Source organism: Chitinophaga sp. CB10 (assembly GCA_001870995.2).
GTDB lineage: Bacteria > Bacteroidota > Bacteroidia > Chitinophagales > Chitinophagaceae > Chitinophaga.
The window spans coordinates 752,886-776,691 of sequence record MLAV02000001.1 but is presented as its reverse complement, the minus strand read 5'-3'; the positions used below and the strand labels follow the sequence as shown (position 1 = coordinate 776,691).

Annotated in this window: 15 protein-coding genes; 6 read left to right on the top strand and 9 right to left on the bottom strand. The window is 53.5% G+C overall.

Annotation, left to right across the window (positions count from 1 at the left end):
- Window positions 1-93: 93 nt before the first annotated feature.
- The 3 genes from BOC67_RS03140 to BOC67_RS03130 all read right to left on the bottom strand — a co-directional run bounded on the left by BOC67_RS03140 (window position 94) and on the right by BOC67_RS03130 (window position 2,680).
- Complete coding sequence (locus BOC67_RS03140) at window positions 94-591, bottom strand: PH domain-containing protein (protein WP_291907144.1); 498 nt, start codon at window positions 589-591, stop codon at window positions 94-96.
- A gap of 72 nt (window positions 592-663) precedes the next feature.
- Window positions 664-966, bottom strand: a complete 303-nt coding sequence (locus BOC67_RS03135) for a thiamine-binding protein (protein ID WP_218378163.1) — start codon at window positions 964-966, stop codon at window positions 664-666.
- A 187-nt stretch (window positions 967-1,153) separates the two neighbouring features.
- Window positions 1,154-2,680, bottom strand: coding sequence for a bifunctional GNAT family N-acetyltransferase/carbon-nitrogen hydrolase family protein (locus BOC67_RS03130; protein ID WP_291907138.1), 1,527 nt, complete (start codon window positions 2,678-2,680; stop codon window positions 1,154-1,156).
- 180 nt (window positions 2,681-2,860) lie between these two features.
- Here BOC67_RS03130 and BOC67_RS03125 point away from each other — a divergent pair, with 180 nt between their 5' ends.
- A complete protein-coding gene (locus tag BOC67_RS03125; protein ID WP_291907136.1) occupies window positions 2,861-4,063 on the top strand; it encodes a glycosyltransferase in 1,203 nt (400 codons plus the stop codon).
- 103 nt (window positions 4,064-4,166) lie between these two features.
- On the opposite strand, the gene BOC67_RS03120 is transcribed toward BOC67_RS03125, so the two are convergent.
- A complete protein-coding gene (locus BOC67_RS03120; RefSeq protein WP_291907133.1) occupies window positions 4,167-6,146 on the bottom strand; it encodes a PKD domain-containing protein in 1,980 nt (659 codons plus the stop codon).
- 347 nt (window positions 6,147-6,493) lie between these two features.
- On the opposite strand from BOC67_RS03120, the gene BOC67_RS03115 reads away from it, so the two are divergent.
- Both BOC67_RS03115 and BOC67_RS03110 read left to right on the top strand, forming a co-directional pair.
- The gene (locus BOC67_RS03115; RefSeq protein ID WP_291907130.1) at window positions 6,494-7,834 is read left to right on the top strand and encodes an oligosaccharide flippase family protein; all 1,341 of its coding nucleotides are present in this window, start codon (window positions 6,494-6,496) and stop codon (window positions 7,832-7,834) included.
- 7 nt (window positions 7,835-7,841) lie between these two features.
- Window positions 7,842-8,693 carry a beta-1,6-N-acetylglucosaminyltransferase gene (locus BOC67_RS03110; RefSeq protein WP_291907127.1) on the top strand — a complete coding sequence of 284 codons (852 nt, stop codon included), beginning with the start codon at window positions 7,842-7,844 and terminating at the stop codon, window positions 8,691-8,693.
- Window position 8,694: 1 nt separating this feature from the next.
- Here BOC67_RS03110 and BOC67_RS03105 read toward each other — a convergent pair whose 3' ends face one another.
- From BOC67_RS03105 to BOC67_RS03085, 5 genes are all read right to left on the bottom strand, one after another.
- Window positions 8,695-9,852, bottom strand: coding sequence for a glycosyltransferase (locus tag BOC67_RS03105; RefSeq protein ID WP_291907125.1), 1,158 nt, complete (start codon window positions 9,850-9,852; stop codon window positions 8,695-8,697).
- Window positions 9,853-9,866: 14 nt separating this feature from the next.
- Entirely contained in the window at window positions 9,867-10,760 is an 894-nt protein-coding gene (locus tag BOC67_RS03100; protein WP_291907122.1) for a glycosyltransferase family 2 protein, read from the bottom strand.
- Window positions 10,747-11,973 carry a glycosyltransferase family 2 protein gene (locus BOC67_RS03095; RefSeq protein ID WP_291907120.1) on the bottom strand — a complete coding sequence of 409 codons (1,227 nt, stop codon included), beginning with the start codon at window positions 11,971-11,973 and terminating at the stop codon, window positions 10,747-10,749. The genes BOC67_RS03100 and BOC67_RS03095 overlap by 14 nt, the downstream gene beginning before the upstream one ends.
- A 2-nt stretch (window positions 11,974-11,975) precedes the next feature.
- A complete protein-coding gene (locus BOC67_RS03090; protein ID WP_291907116.1) occupies window positions 11,976-13,091 on the bottom strand; it encodes a sugar transferase in 1,116 nt (371 codons plus the stop codon).
- Window positions 13,092-13,163: 72 nt separating this feature from the next.
- Complete coding sequence (locus BOC67_RS03085) at window positions 13,164-13,553, bottom strand: response regulator (protein WP_291907114.1); 390 nt, start codon at window positions 13,551-13,553, stop codon at window positions 13,164-13,166.
- Between the two features lie 431 nt (window positions 13,554-13,984).
- Here BOC67_RS03085 and BOC67_RS03080 point away from each other — a divergent pair, with 431 nt between their 5' ends.
- The 3 genes from BOC67_RS03080 to BOC67_RS03070 all read left to right on the top strand — a co-directional run bounded on the left by BOC67_RS03080 (window position 13,985) and on the right by BOC67_RS03070 (window position 23,802).
- Window positions 13,985-15,232, top strand: coding sequence for a hypothetical protein (locus BOC67_RS03080; RefSeq protein WP_291907111.1), 1,248 nt, complete (start codon window positions 13,985-13,987; stop codon window positions 15,230-15,232).
- Between the two features lie 9 nt (window positions 15,233-15,241).
- Window positions 15,242-16,414: a glycosyltransferase family 2 protein gene (locus tag BOC67_RS03075; protein WP_291907108.1), complete on the top strand. Its 1,173-nt coding sequence runs from the start codon at window positions 15,242-15,244 to the stop codon at window positions 16,412-16,414.
- Window positions 16,415-16,791: 377 nt separating this feature from the next.
- A complete protein-coding gene (locus BOC67_RS03070; RefSeq protein WP_291907105.1) occupies window positions 16,792-23,802 on the top strand; it encodes a fibronectin type III domain-containing protein in 7,011 nt (2,336 codons plus the stop codon).
- Window positions 23,803-23,806 lie beyond the last annotated feature (4 nt).

Below are 23,806 nucleotides of genomic sequence, written 5' to 3'. Positions count from 1 at the left end.
GGGGGAGAAAGATTTAATACAACGGCCGGTTACCTGCCCGTAAGGGAAGTAACCGGCCGTTTGCATTATGCCGTGGACCGTCGGTCCGTGTACTCAATCCACTTTGTTTATAATGCGGTTCACCGCCTTCACGAATTCGGTGGAATTGTCCGGGCTGATCACCCATTTGGTATTGGCGGACTCAATCAGCACCAGGTGTTCGTTGTTGGTACACCAGCGTTGATAATCCCCCATTTCGGCGCTGCGGTAAGCGCCCAGGTATCCAAATACCCCGCCGCTGGCGAATACGCGGGCACTCTCGCCCAGCTCCTCCTCCTCGATGCTGCGCAGGCGCAACACCTCTTTCAGCGGGATGCGTATGCTGCGCAGATGCCCCTTGATGATGATGTCAGCTGCCGTCAGCACATAATAGCGGGGGCTTACACTCCAGGCTATCAGCAGGGCCGGCAGCAGGATGATCAGGGCGATGGTGGTGGGAATGGCGTCGTGCCGGTCCGCCAGCACCTGCCTCACTCCTATCAGCAGCACCACCACTATCAGCAGGTGGGTAATAATCTTTGACGTGTCGTCCTGGACTGCTGCGAATCTCATATCCTCTTCTTTTAGTTTATAATAAGTAAGATAGATATTATTATGCAGATAGGATGTTATTTTTGGCGAGGACTAGGCTTCGGCGTCATACTTGCCGGTCTTTTCTTCCATGGTCACATCGCTGTCTTTCCGTATCTGCATTTTTACATACACCAGCAACTGGGACGCGCCGGCTTTAAAGCATACTTCCTGGGCCTGGCGCACTACTTCCATCAGCTCTTCGTAGGTACCTTCCATCACCGTTTCAAAGGGGCATACCCTGTACTTTACGCCGGATGCCTTGATGACGGCAATGGCTTCGTCCACCACGGCATATACCTGTTCAGAAGGCACGCTGGGAATGATCTGCAGCGCCAGATTGATCTTTTTACTCATCTTCAAATCGTTTACTTATTGATTGGTTAATAACACACTGCAAAGATGGTTTATTTAACCCGTTTAATTGCAGGAACCTCGTTCTGCATGGCATATCGCCCCAATTCCCTGGAAATGCGGACGGAACGCTAAAGCAAAGTGGCCATTAATCTTTCCCTAAAAATTAAAAACCAACCATTTACCACCGCTAGGGGTTCTTCTTTTTCTGCACTACTTCATAGAGGTCTTTTCGTTTATCCTTCATCGTTTGCACGCTGCCGAAGGCATGCAGCTCCTTGAGCAGCACGAGGTCCACATCGGCAATGACCACCATTTCCGTGTTGGGCGTGGCATCCGCCTTGATGCCCGTTACGGGAAACTGGAAATCCGACGGCGTGAGCACACAACTTTGCGCATACTGCAAGTCCATATTATTGACCTTCGGCAGGTTGCCGATGCAGCCGGAAATAGCCACGTAGCACTCGTTTTCAATGGCGCGGGCCTGGGCGCAGAAGCGCACGCGGTTATAGGCGTGCTGGGTGTCCGTCATAAACGGCACAAAGAGGATTTGCATGCCCTGCTCCGCCAGGATGCGGGAAGGCTCGGGAAACTCCACGTCATAGCAGATCTGGATGCCTATTTTGCCGCAATCCGTGTCAAAGACCTTGATTTCGTTGCCGCCCTTGATGCCCCAGGCGTACACTTCGCTGGGCGTGGGATGGATTTTCGTGTACTCCTCATGGGTACCATCCCGCCGGCAGAGGTAGGAAATGTTGTACAGGAGATCGTTCCGCAGGATAGGCATGCTGCCGCAGATGACGTTTACATTATAGGAAACGGCGAACTGCTGCATGGCCTCGCGGATCTGCTCCGTGTAGCGGGCCACGCCACGGATGGCGCCTGCGGGGTCCAGCTGGTTGAATTCCGCCATCAGCGGGGCATTGAAGAGCTCCGGGAAAACGACGAAGTCGGACCCGTAATCGCTCACCGCATCAATGAAATATTCCACCTGCGAGAGGAAACCTTCCAGGCTGCCATAGTCGCGCATTTCCCATTGCACCAGCCCGATGCGTACGGTAGATTTGGTGTAGCGGATATTATCCTGGTCCGGCTCATAGTAAATGTTATACCATTTCAGCAACGTAGCAAAGCCTTTGCTGGCCTCGTCCGCGGGGAGGTAGTTGCGGAGGATCTTCGTCACCTGGAAGTCGTTCGAGAACTGGAAAGTAAGTGTAGGGTCATAGATTTCCTTGTCCCGCACCTTGCGGATATACTCCCGCGGCGTAAGCTTGTCCGCATACTTTTCATAGTTCGGGATACGGCCGCCGGCCACAATCCCTTCCAGGTTCAGCTGCTCGCAGAGGTTCTTGCGCGCGTCGTAGAGCCGCCGTGCGAGCCGCCTGCCGCGGAAATCCGGCCGCACAAACACCTCGATCCCGTAGAGGACGTCCCCCTTGGGATTATGGGTGTTGAAAGTATAATAACCGGTGATCTGCTCGTAGGTATGATCGTCCCCAAACTTGTTATAGTCCACGATGATGGACAGGGCGCAGCCCACCACCTTGTCGTTCACGGTAACGGCTATCTGCCCTTCCGGGAAGATGCTGATCAGGCGGCGGATGGTGGGCTCCCGCCAGTAGCTGCCGCTCATGTCCGCATAGGCGGACATCATGGACTCCTTCAGGTCAAAATAATCCTCGACGGTCAAATTTCTGATTTCTACAATATCGCTCATAACAGGATGATTGTTCTTTATTTAAGTTAACATATTTCCGGCAAAGAGGTTTACGGGGGCGGCCGGGGCGGCGGGAGAAAATTTGCAGGAACCAAAGGAATTTATTTACTTTACATACCTACTGATTTTATCCATCCATCCTCCGGACAACCTGCCCTAGTTTTCACTTAATTCATCGCTATGCCTGTTCAAAACCGGGACATCGTTGTTATTGGCCTGCAGCCATGGTACACCCCGATTGGAAGTAACTGCAAAAACATTGCCCTGGAATTTTCCCGGCACAACCGCGTGCTGTATATCAACGCGCCGCTGGACCGCAAGACCCTGCTGACGGAGAAGGAGGACCCCAACATCCTCCATCATAAATCCTTGTTAAAAAATCCGCAGGGCTCACTGGTACGCCTGAACGACAATATGTGGAATTATTACCCGCTTTCGGTAATGGAATCGGTGAACTGGCTGCCCTCCACGGCTTTGTTCAAGGCGTTCAACAAGGTGAACAACCGGCGGTTTGCCCGGGAAATCCGCAAGGCCGTGCGCCAGCTGGGTTTCCGGGATATCATCCTCTTCAACGACAATGATATTTTCCGGGGCTACCACCTGAAGGAGTTGCTGCAGCCGGAATTGTACATCTATTACAGCCGGGATTACCTGCTGGCGGTGGATTACTGGAAAAAGCACGGGCAGGCGATAGAGCCGCTGCATATTGCGAAGGCGGACATCGGGGTGGCTAACTCCATGTACCTGGCGGAGCGTTTAAAATCGTATAACCCTAACAGTTATTACATCGGGCAGGGCTGCGAGCTATCCCTCTTTGACCCGGCGCGCGCCTATGCCCGCCCGGCGGACATGCCGCCTGCCGGCAGGCCGGTTATCGGCTATGTAGGGGCGCTCACCAGTTTGCGGCTGGACATACCGCTGATAACGGAAATGGCTACACGGCGGCCGGATTGGGATTTTGTGCTGGTAGGGCCGGAAGACGGGGACTTCCAGGCGTCGGCCTTGCACCGGCTAAGCAACGTGCACTTCCCCGGCCGTAAACCGATGGCGGAACTGCCGGCATATGTAGCCGCGTTTGACGTGTGTATGAATCCGCAGCTGGTCAATGACATGACGATCGGCAATTACCCGTTGAAGGTGGACGAATACCTGGCCATGGGCAAGCCCGTGTTGGCCACGGCTACGCCTACGATGGAGCTGTTCCGGGAGTATGTGTACCTGGCTACTAACGTGGACGGCTATATTAAAATGACGGAGCAGGCGCTGGCGGAAGACAAGGGAGCGGAAGCCACGCGCAGGCGTGCGTTTGCGTTGTCGCACACCTGGGAGAATTCCGTGGCGGCGATTTATGAGGCGATAGGAAAGTTTGAGCGGAAACAATGATAGCCTGATATTTTTTGTATAAAAAAGCGGGTGCATCCGGCCGGATACACCCGCTTGCTTTTTGATGGCGCAAATGTGTCCATCATGTATTAAAACCTCAGACTTAAAACTTAAATATCCGCTCTGTCCATTTAAAATTCCCTTCTCCCCGCACATCGATCATATGCACGCCGTTGGGGAGCGTACCCAGGTCCAGTTCTATAAAGTTCACGCCGTTGAGCGGGTAATTGTATTTGAATTCCGTTTGTCCGCGCAGGTCGTAGATGGTAACCCTTGCCATGCGCAGGTGCGCTGTTTTTATTTCCAGCCGCACTTTGCCGCGGGTAGGGTTGGGATAGCAGCTGACGGTGGTGGTATCGCCGGGGTTATCGCTGGCATCCACTACCACTACTTTCAGGGTAGTGGTGGCGCTGAGGCCGTCGTTGTCCGTCACCACCAGTTTAAAGCTGTACACGCCTTCCGGCATGTTGGCAGCCGTGGCAATGGCGGTACCGCTGCCGGCGAGGTGTATGCCGGGGCCGCTGAGCTGCGTCCACGACCAGCTGACGATGTTGCCATCCGGATCGCTGCTGGCGCTGCCGTTGAGCGTTACCGTGTTTACGGGCAGCACGATGGTATCCGGGGCGGTGGCTACTGCAACCGGCGGTTTTTTATCTACCGGCGCCTGCTGCACGGTTATTTGTACTTCATCTGTAGCAGTGAGGCCGCCGTTATCTTTGACGGTTAACCGGAACGTATATACGCCTTTTACCAGGCCGGATGCAGTGGCTTTCGCGGAGGCGGCGCCGGTCAGCGTAGCGGTATTCGGGCCGGCGGTTTGCGACCAGGCATAGGAGGCAATACTGCCATCCGGGTCAGTAGAGCCGGAGCCATCCAGCTGCACGCTGCTCACCGGCAGGGTGATGATGGCATCGGGGCCGGCGTTGGCCTGCGGCGGTTTATTGGCCGCATCCTGGACGGTGACCACCACATCGTCGTAGGCGCTGAGGCCTTTGTTGTCCGTAGCGGTGAGGCGGAAGGTGTACACGCCTTTTACGAGTCCGCTCACCGTGGTTTTGGCCGCGGCAGGCGTAGCGATGGTAGCGGTGCTGGGGCCTGCCGTCTGCGTCCATTTATAGGTAGCGATGCTGCCGTCCGGGTCCCTGGTGGCGGAGCCGTCCAGCTGGGCGTTGTTGGGCAGCACGACTGTGAAGTCCACCCCGGCGTTGACGGCCGGCGGTTTGTTGGCCACTACTCCACCCCGCTTATCCTTGCTGAATTGCAGCATCCATTCGTACACGTTTTTACCGTCTTCCCGGTAGTTGGGATCGTAGGCTTTGGACCAGGCATCGTGACCGCTGGCATTGAATATCGTGAGCCTGGCCAGGGGATTGGGCGCGGGCACGTATGCATTGATGAGGGCCACCCAGTTTTTGGAGGCGGCGGAAGGCACCGTAGGGTCGTTCTCGTTATGAAGAGCCCACACGGGCAGGTTATTGGAAGAGATGAATACGGACTGAATGGGGAGCGGACTGCGTAAGGGGCCGGGGTCGTACGCGCCGCAGATCGGCACGATGGCCGCCACCCGGTTGCAGGAGTAAATCTGTGAGCTCACGTAGCCCCATATCACGCCGCCGCCCCGGCTTAGGCCGGTGAGGTACACGCGGTTGGTATCCACGTTGTAGTTGCGGTAGGCGTATTCGATCAGCGAGTCGATATTCGGAAGGTTAGGAATCCCCCTGAACTGCGGGCATAATACCACGAACGATTCGGTGGAATCGCCCACTTTGAACGTAGCCGGAAATACGCCCTGGTTGATCAGCTTCGGAGGACCGTTGGTGATCACGCGGTTGATTTCCGTGGTGCCGTTGCCTTCTTCTCCCAGGCCATGAAAGAATAGTAGTAAGGGAAATTTTTTCCCTGTGGCGGCGTATCCCTGCGGCAGCGATTCGAGCAGGCCGGCGGGATTATAAAGACCAGTAACGCGTGCAGTAAGTTTCCCCTGCTGTGCAAATAATTGCGGGGCTGTGAGCAATAGGAACAATAACATGCCTGCATTCATCACTCTCTTCAATTTCTTATTGAAATCCGTGAGGTTATTCATAGTAAAGACTGGTAAAGTTTTTCCCTGATATGTTTACGATTTTAGGCGTACGAGGTTAATAAGTACAGTACAAAGAAAGATAATTTTCATAAACAAATAGTAATTTTTTTTCATATATATACCCAAAAATCATAAAGCATAAATTTTTAATATATTCAACTGGCGGAATTCCAACATATTATTTAATTATTTTATTAGAAATTAAAATCATCTAATTTTAAAAAAAATTGTATCTTGCCGCCAACTCCAACTATATCCTGTTTATAAAGCCTGCACAATATTGATAATCCCGGACTTGAAAAGCAGCCGTCACACTGCGTTACAGGTTCTTTATTATAGTTAATCGTATGGCATCCAGGCTGATGAGTGTAATCAGGAATCATCATTTTCAATCTTTGCTGGGGAATGTGGTTTCGGCATTTTTTAATATCCTCTCCTTTTCGTTGCTGGTAAGGACCTTACCGGAAGCGACTTTCGGGGAATGGGTATTTTTCCAGGTGACGTATAACCTGCTGGATCAGATCAGGACAGGCTTATTGCAATCCGGGCTGATTAAGTTTTACGCGGGCGCTCCTGCCGTCATCGCGCGGAAGGTTTGCGGCAGCGCGTGGTACCTGGCCATTGCCATTACGTTGGGATTCCTGCTGATCAGCGTACTTGTGCTGGGAGCAGGCGGCCGTTTCCTGGATCAGGACTGGCAGTTCTTCTTACGTTGCCTGGGGGTCATCCTGCTGCTTTCCTTACCGCTGAACTTCGCCACCTGGCTGTTGCAGGCCAAACGCCAGTTTGATAAAATTGTGCAGATACGCATTTTGCAAAATGCCAGTTTCCTGCTGCTGATTACGGTGATGCATTTTACCGGCCATTCCGCTTTGTGGATGGTGACCTGCGCCTATGGCGCCGCCATGCTGGCGACGAGTATTTACTGCCTCGCGCACCGGTGGACGGGCATCCGGGCCCTCCGCTTCAGGGGTATGGCGGAAGTAAAATCCCTTTTCGTATATGGGAGGATGATAGTAGGCAGTATGGCGGCATCCACGTTTATTCCATATTCGGATAACTTCTTTATCCGCACCCTGATCAACCCCGCGGCGGTGGCCATTTACAGCATTCCGCAAAAATTCATGGAAGTGATCGAGATCATATTGCGGAGCTTTGCCGCTACGGCGCAGCCAACGCTGAGCAGCGCGGCTAACCGGAACGACCCCGCGGCCATTGCCCAGACCTTTTGTAAATATACCGGCGCCATCACCTTCCTGATACTGCCTTTCATCATAGGCCTGCTCCTCTTTATTCATCCCCTCATCATCCTGCTGGCGGGGAAAGAGTACCTGGTGGCCCTGCCGGTTGTCGCCATCTTTTTGAGTTCGGCTATCCTCTACCCGATGGACCGCTTCGTGGGCGTTACGCTGGACATGATGAACAAGCCGCATCTCAACTTCTATAAGAACCTCCTGAAGCTGGGCATCAACGTCGCGGGAGACGTCCTCTTTATCTGGCTCTTCATGGACCTGCGGGCCGTGGCGGCCGCCTCCTTCCTGAACCTCGTGGCGGGCATCGTATTCGGCTATTATTGTTTGAAAAAGCAACTCGATATAACGGTCAAGGATATACTACAACAAGGCTGGACAGCCTGCATACAGATACTGGAGAAGATCCCTGCAAAACTACAACTGGTAAAAAAATGAATACCTCATGCGTTTAGCGTTCCTCATCCTGGCTCATAAGAACCCGGAGCAACTACACCAACTACTCTCCCGCCTGGCGCATCCGCTGGTGGACTGCTACGTTCACCTCGACGCGAAGGCCGACCTGCAGGATTACTGGCCCTGCACGCAACTGAGCCAGGTCTATTTCATCCCCTCCCGGGTAAAAGTGAACTGGGCAGGCTTCAGCCTTGTGCGCGCCACCTTAAACCTGCTGGAGGTTGCGCTGAACAGCCGGCGCAGGTATGTAAACATCAGTTTGCTCTCCGGGCTGGATTATCCCCTGCGCCCCATGCAGGAGATATTCGATTTTTTTACTGTACACCAGGGCAAGGAGTTTATGGACATCATGCCGGAGCAGGAAGTGCAGGCCACGATCAGCAAGCTGGATCAATATCATTTCGAGGACTTCCACTTTAAGGGAAAATATTTCATGACCCGCTGGGTGAACCGGCTGATGCCGGCGCGCAAGTTGCCGTTGGGGTACAAACATTTCGGCGGCAGCCAGTGGTGGAGCCTGAGCGAAGAATGTGCGCGCTACTGCCTCAACTTCATCAACAGCCATCCCGCCTTGCTCAGTTACTACAAGTACACCTGGGGGGCGGACGAATTTATTTTCCATACCATCATCATGAATCACCCGGAGTGGCGGCAGAAAGTAACGCATGACAACCTGCGGTATATTGACTGGTCGGAGAAAAAGCCCAGCCCAAAAACCTTTACCCATGCGGACCTGCCGAACCTGCTGGGTTCCGGGAAACTATTTGCCCGTAAGTTTGATACCACCCTCACGCCGGATATATTGCAGCAGGCGGACAGCCTGATGCAGCAAACCGTTTGACCTATTGGGCACTCGCAGGTTTGGCGATTTCGTGCTGTACAAACATTTTGTTGTAGACCTCTTCCACCTTGCGGGTCATAGTGGTGATGCCATGGTCCGCGCGGGCGCGTTCCAGCGCAGCCGCGGCAAAGCGTTTGCGCAGGGGTTCGTCCGCAGCCAGGCGGCAGATGGCGGCGCATAAGGCAGGCGTATTTTTAGGCGGCACGAGCAGGCCGCTGACTTCATGGTCAAATGCTTCGCGGGTGCCATCCACATCGCTGGCAATAACGGGCTTGCCAACTGCCATCGCTTCCAGTACGCCGATGGGATAGCCTTCCCAGAGGGAGGGCAGGCAATAGATGTCGATAGCCTGCAACACGCCCGGCACATCGCTGCGGAAGCCGTCCAGCACTACGGCGCCGGCTATACCGAGTTCCCGGATAAGCTGTACTGCGGCGGACTTCAAGGGCCCCTCGCCTATCATCAGGAGTTTTAACTGCGGATGCAGCTGATGGGCGGCGGCAAAAGCGCGGATCATACCCAGCGGGTCCTTCTGGTGAGTCATCCTTACAATGAAGCCGATCACGATGTCCTCTTCCGTAAAGCCGTACTGAGCGCGCAGGCCATTGTCGCTTACCCCGGGATGGAATCGCTGCAGGTTCACCCCGTTGCGGATCACGTGGGATTTAAATCTCCCGAAAGCCCTCAAACCCGTTTGCCGGTTGGCGGCGGAAACGGTGATGTTCATGCCGGTATTGCGCGTGATCCATTTTTCAATCAGTATCCTCGCTTTGCGGACCGGGTAGGATAAGCCTTCGTGGAAGGACCAGCCATGTACCGTATAAATCACGGGAATGCCCAGCGCCCGCGTAGCCGGGAGGATGTTGGTGTTGGCGCGGGTACCGTGTACATGCACGATGTCAATTTCCTCTTCCAGGATCAGCGTTTTCACCGCTTTCCATATTCTGAAGTCAAATGCTTTGGTGGAGTGGATAACATGCACGGGGATATTCATTTGCTTCAGCGCATCCACCATGGGGCCATCGGTAAATGAGAGTACCACCGGTGCAAACCGGGAGGTATCGAGGTGGGCCACGAGGTCGAGTATATGGCGTTCGCCACCTCCTACCTTGCCCTGGTGAATAGTTTCCAGGACTTTAATTCTTCTGTTACAACTCATAGCAGTAAAGGCTGTCAGAATGGTTTGAGGTGCCAGCTAACGCCTTTCCAGAAGGCGCGCAGGTGCTTCCATTCTCTTTTCAGCAGAAACGTCAACGTATTTTTAGGTATAGTGATGCAGGTAAAATATCCGGCGAACAACAGCAGCTGCGGCCACTTCACATTGCGGCGCATGAACAGGATGCGGTTGCGGGTCAGGTAATAGGTTTTGAGCGCGCTGTATTTACCGGTGGTCATGGACTCTTTGTGGTAAATCAGCGCGGCAGGCTGGAAGTACACGCGGTAGCCCATCCTGCGGAATTGCTCGCACCAGTCGAGCTCCTCGTAATAGAGGAAATAAATATCCGGCATCGGGCCTACCCGGGCCATGATGCTTTTTTTCATCATCATGGCGCCGCCATGGGCATAGGCCGTGTCGGCAATGGCGGTGTACTGCCCGTCGTCCCGGGCGCCGCGGCCTATCATGCTGTTACGGCCCGTCAGCACATCTACTTTATGATAGCCGGCATATTCGATCACGCCGGGCTGGTAATAAAAGTGAAATTTCGGGCTCACGATACCGGCGTCGGGATGCGCGTCAAACACTGCCAGCAGGCCTTGGATGAGGCCGGGCGTAAATTCCGTATCATTATTCACCAGGAACAGGTATTCCCCTTTTGCTGCCGCGATGCCGAGATTGTTGCCTCCGGCAAAGCCGCGGTTACGCTCGCTCCTGATCACCCGCACGGCCGGGTACACTTCCTGCAGCAGGGCCGTGGGATCTTCTTCGGAAGCATTGTCCACCACGATTACCTCTACATGCGTATAGTCGTTCCGGTGAATAGAGGCCAGCAATGCCTGCGTGACTACCGGGTTATTGTAGTTGACCGTAATGATGGAAACGAGCGGTATGTGACTATCCTTCAGCATCTACCAGGGGATTATTGATGGCGGTTTTGTGGTGACTGGTATGTATAAACGTATTTTCAGCGCCTTTGAGGCGAAACAGCAGGGCCAGCATAATACCAATGGCGCGGGGCAGGTTCAGCACTGCCTGTACAAAATAGCGGGCAAAGAACCTGCGCGGGATGGGCAGCAGCAGGCTGCACGCGTTGAGGGCCCACAAAACCAGCCAGTAAGTAACAGGGAGCGTTAAATAGCGCCCCAATACCAGGCAGAGTACGGGCATAAAAGTCAGGTAGGCCAACAGCAGCATGCGTGGCGGCATCAGGTTATGAAAAACGAAGAGGTTCAGGTAGTCGAAATTCCCCTGCTTTAACGCGGCCCAGCCGTTGGCACGGTACTGCCAGAGGTAAGAGTACTGCGCTGCCAGCCAGCGTTTGCGCTGTTTGGCGAAGGCGGCGGGGTTGTCTATTTTTTCATCGAACACGAGGGCGTGCTCCATATACAAGATCGGTTGCGCAGGCAGGCCCAGCTCGCGGAAGACTTTTTTCTCCGCGATCATCATCTGCAGGATCTTATCTTCCCCGGTGGCGTCTATCTGCGACATGATATGTTTGATCAGCCGGTAGTGGAATACCATTCCCGAGCCGATGACGGACGACGATAAGCCCAATGCGTTACTGCCTTTGCGGTAGATGTGGTTGGCAATAATTTCATTGGCGGTATCCAGTATGGCAAACGGGGAGTCAATGTTTTTGGCTACGCGGCGGGCCTGAATGACCTGATGCCCGTCCAGGAAGGCCCGGTTCATTTTCAGGAGGAAGTCGGGGTCCAGCAGGTTGTCCGCATCGCTGATAATGGCGCCGTCATACGATTCCGGCAGTTGCGCAAAAGCTGCATTCAGCGCTTTGGCCTTTGTGCTTCTCTCGAAGCTCACCGGCACAACAATGGCGCTGGTGGCCGCCAGCGCCGCCATGGTAGCAGGCTGCAGGGAGTCCGCAATGACGACAATGTCAAAAGCCTCGCGCGGGTAGCGCAGGGCTTCGTGTTGTTGTACGGTAGATAAAATAATGGCATCTTCCCGGTAGGCCGGCACCAGGATGGCGAAACGGTGATAGCGCGCGGGAGATGCGTAGTCCGCTTGTTTTTTCCTGCTGAAGGAAGCTGCCATACAGAACAACAGGTTGTAAGCTACCCACAGGGCCGGTATGGCAAATAAAATGGCTTCTATAACAGGCATGCCTAAACGTTTTCTTTCTGCACGAGGGCAAATGGAGTATTCATCATGATCCACATATCATAGCCGAAGGAATGTTTGTTGGCATAGCTGATATCCAGCCCTATCCTTTCCTCTACGGACATATCCTTGTTACCTCTCTTGCTGATCTGCCACAGGCCGGTGATGCCTGCCGGCGCGTTGAAGCGCTGGGACCATTCGTCCGTAGTGAGCGAGGCGGCTTCGTAGAGCGGTAAGGGGCGGTTGCCTACGAGGGACATATCTCCTTTTATCACGTTGAGCAGCTGGGGCAGCTCGTCGATACTGGTGTTGCGGAGGAAGGCCCCGAGGCGGGTGATACGGGGATCGTTGGAAACTTTGTAGAATACGGCGCCGCCTTCGTTGTTGCCGTACTGGTTCAGGTGCGAGAGCTGTTGCAGCTTTTTATCGGCGTCCTGCACCATGGTGCGGAACTTGTAGAAGCGGAATACCTTATAGTTTCTGCCGGCTCTTTTGGCGGCGTACAGCACCGGCCCTTTGGACTCGATGCGGATGGCCAGTGCGATGAGCAGGAGGAATGGCAGCAGTACGAGCAATAGCGTACTGGCGGCCACTACGTCTACCACCCGTTTCAGAAAATAGCCGAAGGTCCATTTGGCGGCTTGCTGCCGGCCTTCCACGGGCGTTTCCTGGCGCGTGATCACGCTCAGGTATTTGAACTTGCTGACGAAGGCGATCTTGTTATCCAGGGTACGCACGAGGCATTCGCGGGTGATCACCTCATCGATGAAGCTGTATTTGCGGGCAAAGGTTTTGAGCTGGTCGGACACCTGTTCGGAGTACATGAAGAACGGGATGGAGCGCAGTATCTGGTTGTCCTTGAAATACTGTTCCCACTGTTCGCATTCCTGCTCGTATTTGCTGTTAAAACGGTAGATGATGACAGCCGGAATTTTCCGGAATACATTCAGCACTTCAGAGATGGCGGCCTGGGCAGCGTGCAGGTCCTGCACGACGAGGAACTTGAAGTTGCCGGGCGTATCCCTGATATCCAGGTAGGTATTGCCGACGAAGATGACAATCTTTTCGGGGTTCAGTTGGCGTATCACAGCGGTTTCTGTTTTCTCAGGCACAGGTTTCATCGGTGTAACAGGAGTTAATCCAGGTGTAGACGTTCCCATAATTACGATTTGGCGTTAAACAATCATCAGCTTTTAAAAGGCAGCGGCCAGTTGTCCGCTGAGGATATCCGCCACGGAGGCCGACAACTGAACGGGATCAAACGGTTTGCTGAAAAAAGCCTGAACATTCTGGTATCTGTTGACTGTCGCGGTGGTATCGGCATCGTTACATGCGGACAATACGACAACAGGGATATCGCGGTATAGGTTGCTGTCGGACAGGAACTGGATCAGTTCATATCCGTCTATATTAGGCATTTGTAAGTCGGTAATGATCAGGTCCGGTGTGTTTCCTTTGGCCAGCCACGACATAGCTACCAGTCCGTCCTGCGCAGAAATCACATGATAATTCTTACTGAAGATTGCTTCCAGTAAAAACCTGATAGGTATGCTGTCATCAATAATTAATACTTTCTTTTTCATTCCACCTTCTTGTTTAAATGGTTTGGATTGTCAGCATGGATACAGCCAATGCGGCAGCGCAACCATGAGAAGGCTTTAAATGGGATGTGGTCGAAAATATCAGATAATAAAGGTGGTTTCTCGGAGGATACTTGCGGAGATACGGTGATCTCAGGGTCATAGGTTGTTATTCAAAAATCAGGACGCCACAACCAGGCGATTTAGATTGAGTGTAAAATTATAATTCTTTGTAATTTACATACTTTCTTTTTTGTGAAGGATATTTTTTTCCGGGTGAATGCATCAATTTCAGTCGTAAGTGTTAAAACCGGGGTTGTACGAGCGATTAAATTCCCACCGCTGATTTTGAAATACTGATATTGATTTATAATTTTACCCTCCCAATTATACCTGATGCCGTTATCTCCAATCCCAAATCCCTGATAATATCTATGGAACGAAGACTTTTACTGATACTTGGAATTGGTGGTTACGCATTATTACTGCTCATTACCATTCTGCACCGGCAGCCGCCTTTGTTTGACGAGCCGCTGTTTGTGCGCAACCTTTACCTGTTTGACCGGGTGGGCCTTTCCCGTACCTTCCTGCTGGAAATGAACGACCAGGCGCCTGGCCCCCTGTATCAACTCATCCACTACCCTTTATATGGCATTACACACTGGCAAACTCCCGGTATCCGTTTGGTGAACATGACGTTGCTGGCGGGGATAACCTTCATGCTTATACGAATCATCACTTTGCATTACAAGATAAATGCGAATACTGCGATGATATATGCATTGAACATCATGGCGGCGCCTATGATCTGGCAGATATCCGGGATGGCGCTGACGGAGATACCTCCCCTCTTTTTTTCTACACTGGCGGTGTACTGGTTATTGCAGAGCGTGAACAGGCCAGAAGGAACGGCGTTGCGCACCGCCGCCTACGCAGCGCTGGCAGGGATAGCAGCAGGGCTGGCTATATTGGGGCGTAGTCCTTTCCTGGTACTTATTCCGTCTTCCTATATATTATTATGGTATTACAGGCGCCAGCGGCGGACCTGGATAAGTATAGGCTTATACACCGTGATTGCACTTAGTATATGCCTGCCCGTGTTTATCATCTGGCAGGGGCTCGTGCCGCCAAAGCAGGCACTGGTAAGCGCCGGCGGGATCAATCTCTGGCATGGCATCCTCGCGTTTGCCTATGGCGCGCTGATCACGCTCCTTATTGCGCCGGCCTGGTTTGTGACCAACCGGCGGATCCTGACAGGCCTCGTGGTTTTATACCTCTTGCTGCTCGTGTTGAATATTACTGTGCTGCATTACAGTTTTGCGCCGCTTAGTAAGGCTGTGGGCAAAATATTTCCGCCGGCGCTTACGGCGTTGTATCCTTATGTGATATCGCCGGCGCTGGCCACGGTGGCCATTTATTATATTGCCTGCGCCGGATGGCAGGCGTGGCTGCGCAAGTCGGACCCGGTGTTCCTCTTCCTGCTCTGCTGCGCCATGCTGATGCTGGCCACCAACCTGAAAGTCACTCATTTGTTCAGCTCCCGCTATGTAGGGCAGGCCGCCGCGTTTATGGTATTACTGCTCGTACCTTATGACCGGTTCACCTATGGCAAAAGCGTTCGCTTTGCGCTGGGGATGATCATCGGCTTATTATCGCTCGAAACCTATTTCCTTTTCAGATAGTTATCCAACATGAAATTAGTATGCCTGCTTAGTTTGCTCATCGTCTTTTATAGTTATATCGGGTATGGGTTACTGTTATACCTGGCGCTGCGGGTAAAACGGTTGTTCACGCGTAAGCGCAGTACAATTGCGACATTTGAACCGCAGGTTACCTTTATGGTGGCGGCTTACAACGAAGGCGCATTCATCCGGCATAAGATTGCCAACACCCTGGAGCTGGAATACCCGGCGGATAAATTCCGGATTGTATTTGTAACGGATGGCAGTACCGATGCTACCAACCAGGTCATTAGTCAATATGCGAATATCCGGTTGTTGTACGAGCCGGCCCGCAGCGGGAAGACCGCTGCCATCAATCGCGCCATGGCGCTGGTGGATACGGAAATCGTAATTTTTTCAGATGCCAATACTTTGCTGAACAGGGCTGCGGTGCGGCAGCTGGTGAGGCATTTCAGCGATCCGGAAGTAGGCGCTGTGGCGGGAGAGAAAAAGGTGATCACCCACGAAAACAGCGGCAGCGAAGGCGTTGGCGAAGGGATGTACTGGAAATACGAGTCGCGGTTGAAGCAATGGGATGCTGAGCTGTACAGTGTAATGGGCGCGGCAGGCGAGCTACTGGCAGTGCGCACGGCGCTCTACGCCCCCATCCCCGTGGATACAATCCTGGACGACTTTATCATCTCTTTCAATATAAATAAACAAGGCTACAAAGTAGCCTACGAACCGGGCGCTTATGCGATGGAATCCCCCTCTGCTTCGCTGAAGGAGGAATTCAAAAGGAAGGTGCGCATTGCCGCCGGCGGGTTCCAGAGTATTGTGCGCCTTGCGCCTTTGCTCAACATCTTCCGCTACCCGAAGATCACGTGGCAGTATGTATCCCACCGGGTGCTGCGGTGGACGCTCGCGCCGCTCTGCCTGGCGCTGTTGCTGCTGAGCAATGTGGCGATTGTGTTTAACGGCGGCGGTTATACGTACCTGCTATTGCTTATTTTGCAGGGATGCTTTTACGGGGCCGCCTATACGGGCTATCAGCTGGCCTTGCACGATGTGAAAATCAAATACTTTTATATTCCCTTTTATTTCGTATTCATGAATATTGCAGTATATAAGGGTTTCGGACGCTTTATACGCGGCCGGCAGTCGGCCATCTGGGAGAGAGCGGAACGCGCCGTGCAAAACTGAAGTATAAATTCAGCAGTAACATTTAACCGCAGATTCGATGCGTTCCCTAACAAAAAAATAGGTTTTGCCTAAAAAGATATATAATTTTGAGGGGCCGCAGTAAATTAGCGGCCGATACCGGATATACCAGGCATTGATGATGCAATACTGCGCTATTGCGCCCTGTCTATGGTACCCCAGTAATATACACAACCAATAATTCGCCTTATCCTTCGCTAAAGCCAACACGGTTTGGAATAAATCCCCAATCCACCATCATTTAATTTTTGCCATCTCCCGTGAAATTCATGCGTTTTCGTATAGCCATACTTGTATGCCTGCACGCGAACGGATAGTTACAGCGCAAATCACTGTCCCTGTTCATAAACATGAATGTTATGCAAAAATTTCTACAACTACTGTTCTGCGCGATCCTGCTGACTGCAAGGATAGCGGTTGCGCAGAGCGTCATTGACCCCAACGATCCTGTAGTCCGTTATACCAGCGGGCCGCTGCCGGCGCAACCGGTGGAAGGCCAGATAGGTAAATGGATTTGCCGCGACCGCAGTAATGAAATGCCCAACGGCTGGAAATCCACAGCGCTGAAAGCATACATCTACCGCGGGATGGCCTTCAGGGTACAATTTCCCAAAACCTACAATCACACCGCCAACGATGGAAAAAAATATCCCGTATTCCTGTTCTTTGCCGGCCGCGGCGAAGCGGGCCCTATACAGGATAATGAGTACCAGCTGTATCATGGCGGCTACCTGTTTAGCCAATATGTGACCAGCGGGGCATTTGATGGCTTCCTCATATACCCGCAGAGCGTAAGCGGCTACTGGACTGATTTTGAGCTGACGAGAGTGCGCGAGATACTGGACTATATGGCAGTGAACAACAAGGTGGATCTGCTGAGAGTGATCGACAACGGCTTATCCAGCGGAGGTTCCGGCACATGGGACTTCATGCTGAAAAATCCAACCTACATCGCCGCCTCCCTGCCCATGAGTTCCGCAGGGATTGAGCTGACTACGGTGATCGATAAATTTAAATTCACGCCGGTATGGCTGTTTCAGGGACAGCTGGACGGCTCTCCTTCTGAATGGACCGCCACCTCTATTTACAATGCCGCGAAAAATAAAGGCGCGAATATGCGCTATACGATATATCCCAATGTGGCGCACGATACCTGGTATCATGCCTGGGCGGAAGCAGACTTTCTCCCTTTCATGAACAGAGCGCATATATTGACGCCATGGCCGCTCGGCGGGCGTTCCGAATTTTGTGAAGGCGACCCCGTGAACCTGACCATCGGCATTGCGCCGGGCTTTGCCGGTTATAGATGGCGCCGAAACGGCGTGCTGATAGATACCGCGCAAGGCAATCAAATCAACGTCAGCAGCCTGGGCGTTTACAGCGTGAGTGTAACCCGGGACGGCGTCAACTGGACGGAGTTCTCCCCCACTCCGCTGGAAGTAAAAATCAAAGCGCCTACGCAAACGCCGCCGATTACTACACGCGGACTGAAGAGCAACGTACTGCCTTCGCCGGATGGCAGCACAACTGTAACGCTGGTAGTACCTCCCGGTTACGTCAACTATACCTGGACCAACCAGGATAACCAGGTGGTGAGTACGGACAGTACCTTTACCACCAGCGTGGTAGGCGCTTATACGGTGCGCGTTACAGAGCAGTATGGCTGTTCCAGCAATCCTTCCGCACCTTATACCGTGATCAACGCGGTGGGCCCGAACGGCCCTGACGGCATCCAGTCACTTACGGCAACGCCTGTATCAAAAACTGCGCTGCGGCTGGACTGGACGGACAAGGCCACCCCTGCGTACAATGAAACCTTATTTGAAGTGTACCGCTCCCGCACCAGCGGCGGGCCTTATACAATGGTAGCCAAAGTGCCGGCTGATGTGGTGACCTATACGGACGAGGGCTTGCTGCCAAATACCGATTACTACTATATCATCCGGCCGATCAACAACAACGCTGCCGGCCCTGTTTCCAGGGAGGTGCACGGCGTTACCATTGCGGACCCGAACCCGCCTACAGCGCCCACTAACCTGCGCGCGCAGGGCGTATCCGCCGGTACTTCCATCCCGGTTGCATGGGATCCTTCCACTGATGATGTAGGCATTGCCGGGTATGATGTGTATGTGGACGGTGTGAAGAGCTATACTACCGACAGCGCTACGCGGAATGTGATCCTCTCCGGTTTGAATTTAAAACAGACCTATACGGTTTATGTGATAGCGAGAGATGTTAGCGGCAACGCTTCAGCGCCGAGCGCGCAATTAGCCGTAAGCGCGGTGCAAAGGGGCTGGAACTACGCATACTACGAAACGGGTAGTCTGACCCAGTTACCCAACTTCAATAACCTGACGCCCGTTAAAACCGGCTACAGCACTACCACGGACCTCAGCGTCCGCAACAGGGACGATAACTTTGCCATGAAGTGGACGGCATACCTGCGCGTACCTGTAACCGGCACTTACTATTTCCAGACCTATTCGGATGATGGCAGTAAGCTATACCTGAATACGGCTTATAGTCCAAATGCCACCGCCATTGTGACCAACGACGGCCTGCATGCAGCTACAACGGTCACCAGCAACGGCGTCTCCCTCACGGCTGGCCAGGTGGCGCCTATTACAGCCACCTTCTTTGAGGCCACCGGCGACCAGGTGATGCGCGTGTTATGGCGCCGCGGCACCAGCGGTTCCTATACGGAAATTGACCCTGCCTACCTGGTACAGGATTCTACCGCAACCGGCAACCCGCCGGCCGCTCCTGCCAACATTAACGCTGTAGCCAACGGTTATAAAAACGTTACCATTACCTGGACAGATAACAGCAACAACGAAGAAGCATTTGAAATATACCGGAGCAATACCCAACAGGGTACGTTCCAGATGATCGGCCGTGCAGACGCTAACGTTACCACGTTTACCGACAACCAGGTGCAGCCTGCCACCCGCTACTATTACCGCGTGGCGGCCGCTAACAAGGCGGGTACTTCCGCGCAGGCCAACTCCCTGCCTTACTCCGCCATCTGGAAGCTCAATGGGAATACGGCGGACAGCAGCTACTTTGCAAATCATGCCACTGCCGGTGCAGGTATTACCTGGTCCAATACTGCACAAGGCGGGCAGTCCGCCCAGTTTAACGGCAGCAGCAGCAGCCAGATTTCCGTAGGTTCCACCTACCTGCGCAGCGCCTATACGGAAAGGACTTACAGCCTGTGGATCTACCCGACCTCCACCAACGCCCGGCAGCTGATCCTGGATCAGGGCGGCAGGGGCAATGGTATTGCCCTGCAACTGGACGGCTCCGTACTCAAGCTGGCAGCGGGCGCTGGCGGCGGCACCAACGCCACTACTTTACAGCGCACCGGCATCAATACCAACACCTGGTACCATGTGAGCATTGTGTACAAATCAGGTTCCCGTATAACCATGTACGTGAACGGGGTGGCCACCACTTCCAGCAGCAATGTAGGCAGCATTTCCGCCACCAGTGCGGAGGCCTTTACCCTGGGCCGCTCCAGCAACCCTACGGGGCAAACTGCTACGCCATTCAACGCGACTAACCTGAACGGCTATACGGGATTAATGGATGAAGTAGCCGTAATTGACTATGCGCTGACGCCAACAGAAGCGCTGGCACTCTACAATGGTACTTTACCGGTGAATACCGCGGCTACCGCGGGCTTACCGGCTGCGCCCACCGCGCCGGACAACCTCACGGCCGTAGTGGATGGCCGCACCATTAAACTTACGTTTAAGGACAATGCGACTACTGAAAGGAAGTTTGAACTGCAACGCTCTATTGGCGTTAACAGCACGGACTTCCGCTTCCTGGATTACGCTGATTCCCTTACCGCCAGCGGCGCTACCGCTACCTATGTGGACTCCAGCGTATTTGCCAACGAAACTTACAATTACCGTGTCAGGGCGGTGAATGACGGCGGAACATCCGGTTTCTCCAACATCGCTGCTGCTACCGCGCCTAATAACCCGCCGGTGATACAGCCGCTGGTAAACCGTACCATCCGGTACGACAACCCGATCCAGATACCGCTGCTGGCCAGCGATCCGGATGGAGACGATATTAGTTTCAGCTTCGTCAACCTGCCGCTGTTCGTAACGCTGGTAAACGGCCCGAATGGTCCTTACCTGAACGTGGCCACGGATGACAACAAACAAGGCACCTATCTCAACAACGTGGTGATCGTAACGGATTCCCACGGCGCTAAGGACACGGCTACGTTTGCGCTCGTGATCAACGATAATTATCCGCCGGTACTCGGCGCGATCAGCGATGTGAGTATGAAAGAGGGCGAAACCAAAGCGATCAGCCTGAGCGCTACGGACCAGGATGCCAACAACACCTACACCTGGACGGGCGAAAACCTGCCTTCCTTCGTGACCCTGCAGGGCAATGGCCTGAATTGCACGGCTACGATCAAACCGTTCTTTACCGATGCCGGCACCTATAACATTGCCGTGCGCGTGACGGATAACAAAGGCGGCACGGATGTAAAAACGCTGAAGCTCACCGTCAGCAAAGCGAGCCCGAATGGCCGCGTGCTGATAGATATGAACAAAAACCTGATAGGCCCCAATGGCCCGGATACCTGGAACTTATTGAATACATTAAGCGCCAGCAACCTGAAAGATGCCAGGGGTGAAGTAACGAATATCGGGGTCGACATCCAGGCATGGAACCTTTTCTGGGGCGATGATGGTCCGCAGGCAAACGACCAGGGCGCGTACCCGGATGTGATCCTGAAGACCTGCCTCTTCTTCGGCGCATTCAACACGCAAACCAATGTGCCGATTGTGCTGACCGGCCTGGATACCTCCAAACTCTATTACCTGAAATTCCATGCTGGTAGCGTATGGAGCGGAGATAATGCGCAAACCGCCACCATCTTCAGCGTGGGTAACGACAGTATTCCTATTTACCAGTTAAACAACGCTACCCAGACCGCTAACTTCTATGGCGTGAAGCCGGATGCTACCGGTACGATCAGAGCGGCGGCTACCCGCAATGCGGCAGCCCAGGCCGGCTTCATTAACGTAATTGAGCTGGGCTGGTATTATACCGATAACCTGGCCCCTGCAACACCCGGCAACTTTACCGGCGTCATCAGCGGCGGTTATCCGAAGCTCAACTGGACGGATGTGGCCTATAATGAAACCAGCTACCAGGTGTTCAGAAGTACGGACAGCCTGGGCAGCTACTCCCTGATCAAATCCACCGTGCCGGATGCCACCGGCTTCCTGGATTCCTCCGCGGTGGGCAATACCAAATACTATTACAAGGTGCGCGCCTTTAACGACAATGGCGGTAGCATGTACACCGGCATTGTAGGATTGAAAGTCCCTAACCGTAACCCGGTGCTGGATAGTATTGCAGACGTGAAACTCCGCGCAGGCGGCCAGGCTACTGTAACGCTGCATGCGACTGATGACGCTGCCGATATTACCGGCCTTACATTTACGGCGGCGGGCCTCCCATCGTTCGTAACGTTTACGGATGGCGGTTCCGGTAACGGTCAGCTGGTATTCAGTCCTACCATTGATCACGTGGGCAGCTATACGGTTACCATTACCGCGAAAGATACCCACGGCGGCAGCAGCAGCAAATCATTCAAGCTATTTGTGTCCGACCGTTATACCACCCTCACCTACTTCAATATGGGTGGTGAAAGGCCGGCGCCGGCGCCATGGAACAACATCATCGGCGCGCCTATAGCAAACAACGGCATCTCCAATGCTGTGGACGAAAACAACGTGCCTAACAACATGAGCGTGACCCTGAAGGAATCCTTCGGCAACGGCTGGTGGACGTACATCGGTATGAACACCGGGCAGAATGTGGGCATCGTTCCGGACACTGTGATGGAATCCTCCTGGTACATGAACAACGGCAACGATCCTAAACATATTGAAGTAAGCGGCTTGCAGGATAATTTGAAATACAACTTCGTATTCTTTGTAAGCCAGAACTATGGCGGCACTACCGAAACTTGGTTTGCCATCAACCAGGATACGGTGAAGATCAGGGGCAATTACAACATTGGTAAAACTTCCCAGATCAACGGCATTACGCCGGTGAACGGCAAGGTGACCATCAGCTTCCTGCGCCCGGCCAGCCTGCCGGCCAATGCGATGTCGTACCTGAACGCCCTGATTGTAGAATCCTATGATCCGGCAGTATCCGTGGTGAGCCCGGCCGGCGTGCGCGCGACGGCTGTCAACAGCAAGCGCATCAACCTGACCTGGTCCGACAGGAGCAATAATGAAACCGGCTTCCAGGTATTCAGGAGAGCAGGGCTCAACGGCGCAGAAACGCAGATTGCCACCACCGGCGCTAACGTTACCGAATACACGGATAATAACCTCAGCGCCAATACGCAGTACACCTATCGCATCCGTGCCGTGAAATCCGGCGTGTATTCCGATTACAGCGGTGCTGCCAGCGCCACCACGTATGCGATGAACGTGTACATCCACTTCTCCGAAACCAGCGTGGCGCCGTTCCCATGGAACAACACCAGCCGCAGGCCTCAGGTGGGCATTCCGCTGATCAGCAACGCCCTGGACGACAATGGCGCTCCTACCAGCATTGGCGTGGAGATGCTGGAAAACTTCCTCGGCGTATATGGCGGATTAGGTATGAATACCGGCAACAACTCCGGCGTATATCCGGATGCGGTAATGGCAGAAAACTATGTACTGTTTGGCGGCGGCCATGCGAGCATGAAGATCACCGGCTTAAACCAGTCCATGCTGTATAACCTCACCGTGTTCTCCAGCGCGAGGGACCTGATCAACTGCAACACCCGGTTCACCGCCAATGGTAAGCTGGTTACCTGGTTAAACAGTTCCATCAACACTACCGGTACCGCTACCATTTACAACGTGAAAGCGGATGCCAACGGGGAAATCAGGCTGGATGTAGACGCGGCGCTGGATGCCTCCTACGGCCTCATGGGCGCGCTGGTGATACAGGGCTTTACGCCAACGCCACTGGGCTCTACTACCGGCAGCCTGCAGCCGATTCAGCAGAATAACCTGATGACCGCAGTAACACCTGTTAATATTGGGCAACCATCCAACGCTGCCTTCTCCAACCTGACGGCCTTCCCGAATCCGTTCGTGAATGAGCTGAACCTGGATATGACCATGACGCGCAATTCCAGGGTACTGGTGGAAATATTCGACCTCAGCGGCCGCCTCGTGTACAGCGAGCAGCTCACCGAGGTACCGCAGGGCAAGTCAACTTTAAGAATCAATACAGGCAGCAGCATTCAAATACCTGGCTACTACCTGATAAGGTTAACCGATGATCAGCGCCAGTCGAAAGTGATTCGCACGATCAAACAATAAAACT

Excerpts from the sequence above, each read along its gene's own strand:
- BOC67_RS03140 (WP_291907144.1), bottom strand. The coding sequence starts at position 591 with ATGAGATTCGCAGCAGTCCAGGACGACACGTCAAAGATTATTACCCAC.
- BOC67_RS03135 (WP_218378163.1), bottom strand. The coding sequence starts at position 966 with ATGAGTAAAAAGATCAATCTGGCGCTGCAGATCATTCCCAGCGTGCCT.
- BOC67_RS03130 (WP_291907138.1), bottom strand. The coding sequence starts at position 2,680 with ATGAGCGATATTGTAGAAATCAGAAATTTGACCGTCGAGGATTATTTT.
- BOC67_RS03125 (WP_291907136.1), top strand. The coding sequence starts at position 2,861 with ATGCCTGTTCAAAACCGGGACATCGTTGTTATTGGCCTGCAGCCATGG.
- BOC67_RS03120 (WP_291907133.1), bottom strand. The coding sequence starts at position 6,146 with ATGAATAACCTCACGGATTTCAATAAGAAATTGAAGAGAGTGATGAAT.
- BOC67_RS03115 (WP_291907130.1), top strand. The coding sequence starts at position 6,494 with ATGGCATCCAGGCTGATGAGTGTAATCAGGAATCATCATTTTCAATCT.
- BOC67_RS03110 (WP_291907127.1), top strand. The coding sequence starts at position 7,842 with ATGCGTTTAGCGTTCCTCATCCTGGCTCATAAGAACCCGGAGCAACTA.
- BOC67_RS03105 (WP_291907125.1), bottom strand. The coding sequence starts at position 9,852 with ATGAGTTGTAACAGAAGAATTAAAGTCCTGGAAACTATTCACCAGGGC.
- BOC67_RS03100 (WP_291907122.1), bottom strand. The coding sequence starts at position 10,760 with ATGCTGAAGGATAGTCACATACCGCTCGTTTCCATCATTACGGTCAAC.
- BOC67_RS03095 (WP_291907120.1), bottom strand. The coding sequence starts at position 11,973 with ATGCCTGTTATAGAAGCCATTTTATTTGCCATACCGGCCCTGTGGGTA.
- BOC67_RS03090 (WP_291907116.1), bottom strand. The coding sequence starts at position 13,091 with ATGAAACCTGTGCCTGAGAAAACAGAAACCGCTGTGATACGCCAACTG.
- BOC67_RS03085 (WP_291907114.1), bottom strand. The coding sequence starts at position 13,553 with ATGAAAAAGAAAGTATTAATTATTGATGACAGCATACCTATCAGGTTT.
- BOC67_RS03080 (WP_291907111.1), top strand. The coding sequence starts at position 13,985 with ATGGAACGAAGACTTTTACTGATACTTGGAATTGGTGGTTACGCATTA.
- BOC67_RS03075 (WP_291907108.1), top strand. The coding sequence starts at position 15,242 with ATGAAATTAGTATGCCTGCTTAGTTTGCTCATCGTCTTTTATAGTTAT.
- BOC67_RS03070 (WP_291907105.1), top strand. The coding sequence starts at position 16,792 with ATGCAAAAATTTCTACAACTACTGTTCTGCGCGATCCTGCTGACTGCA.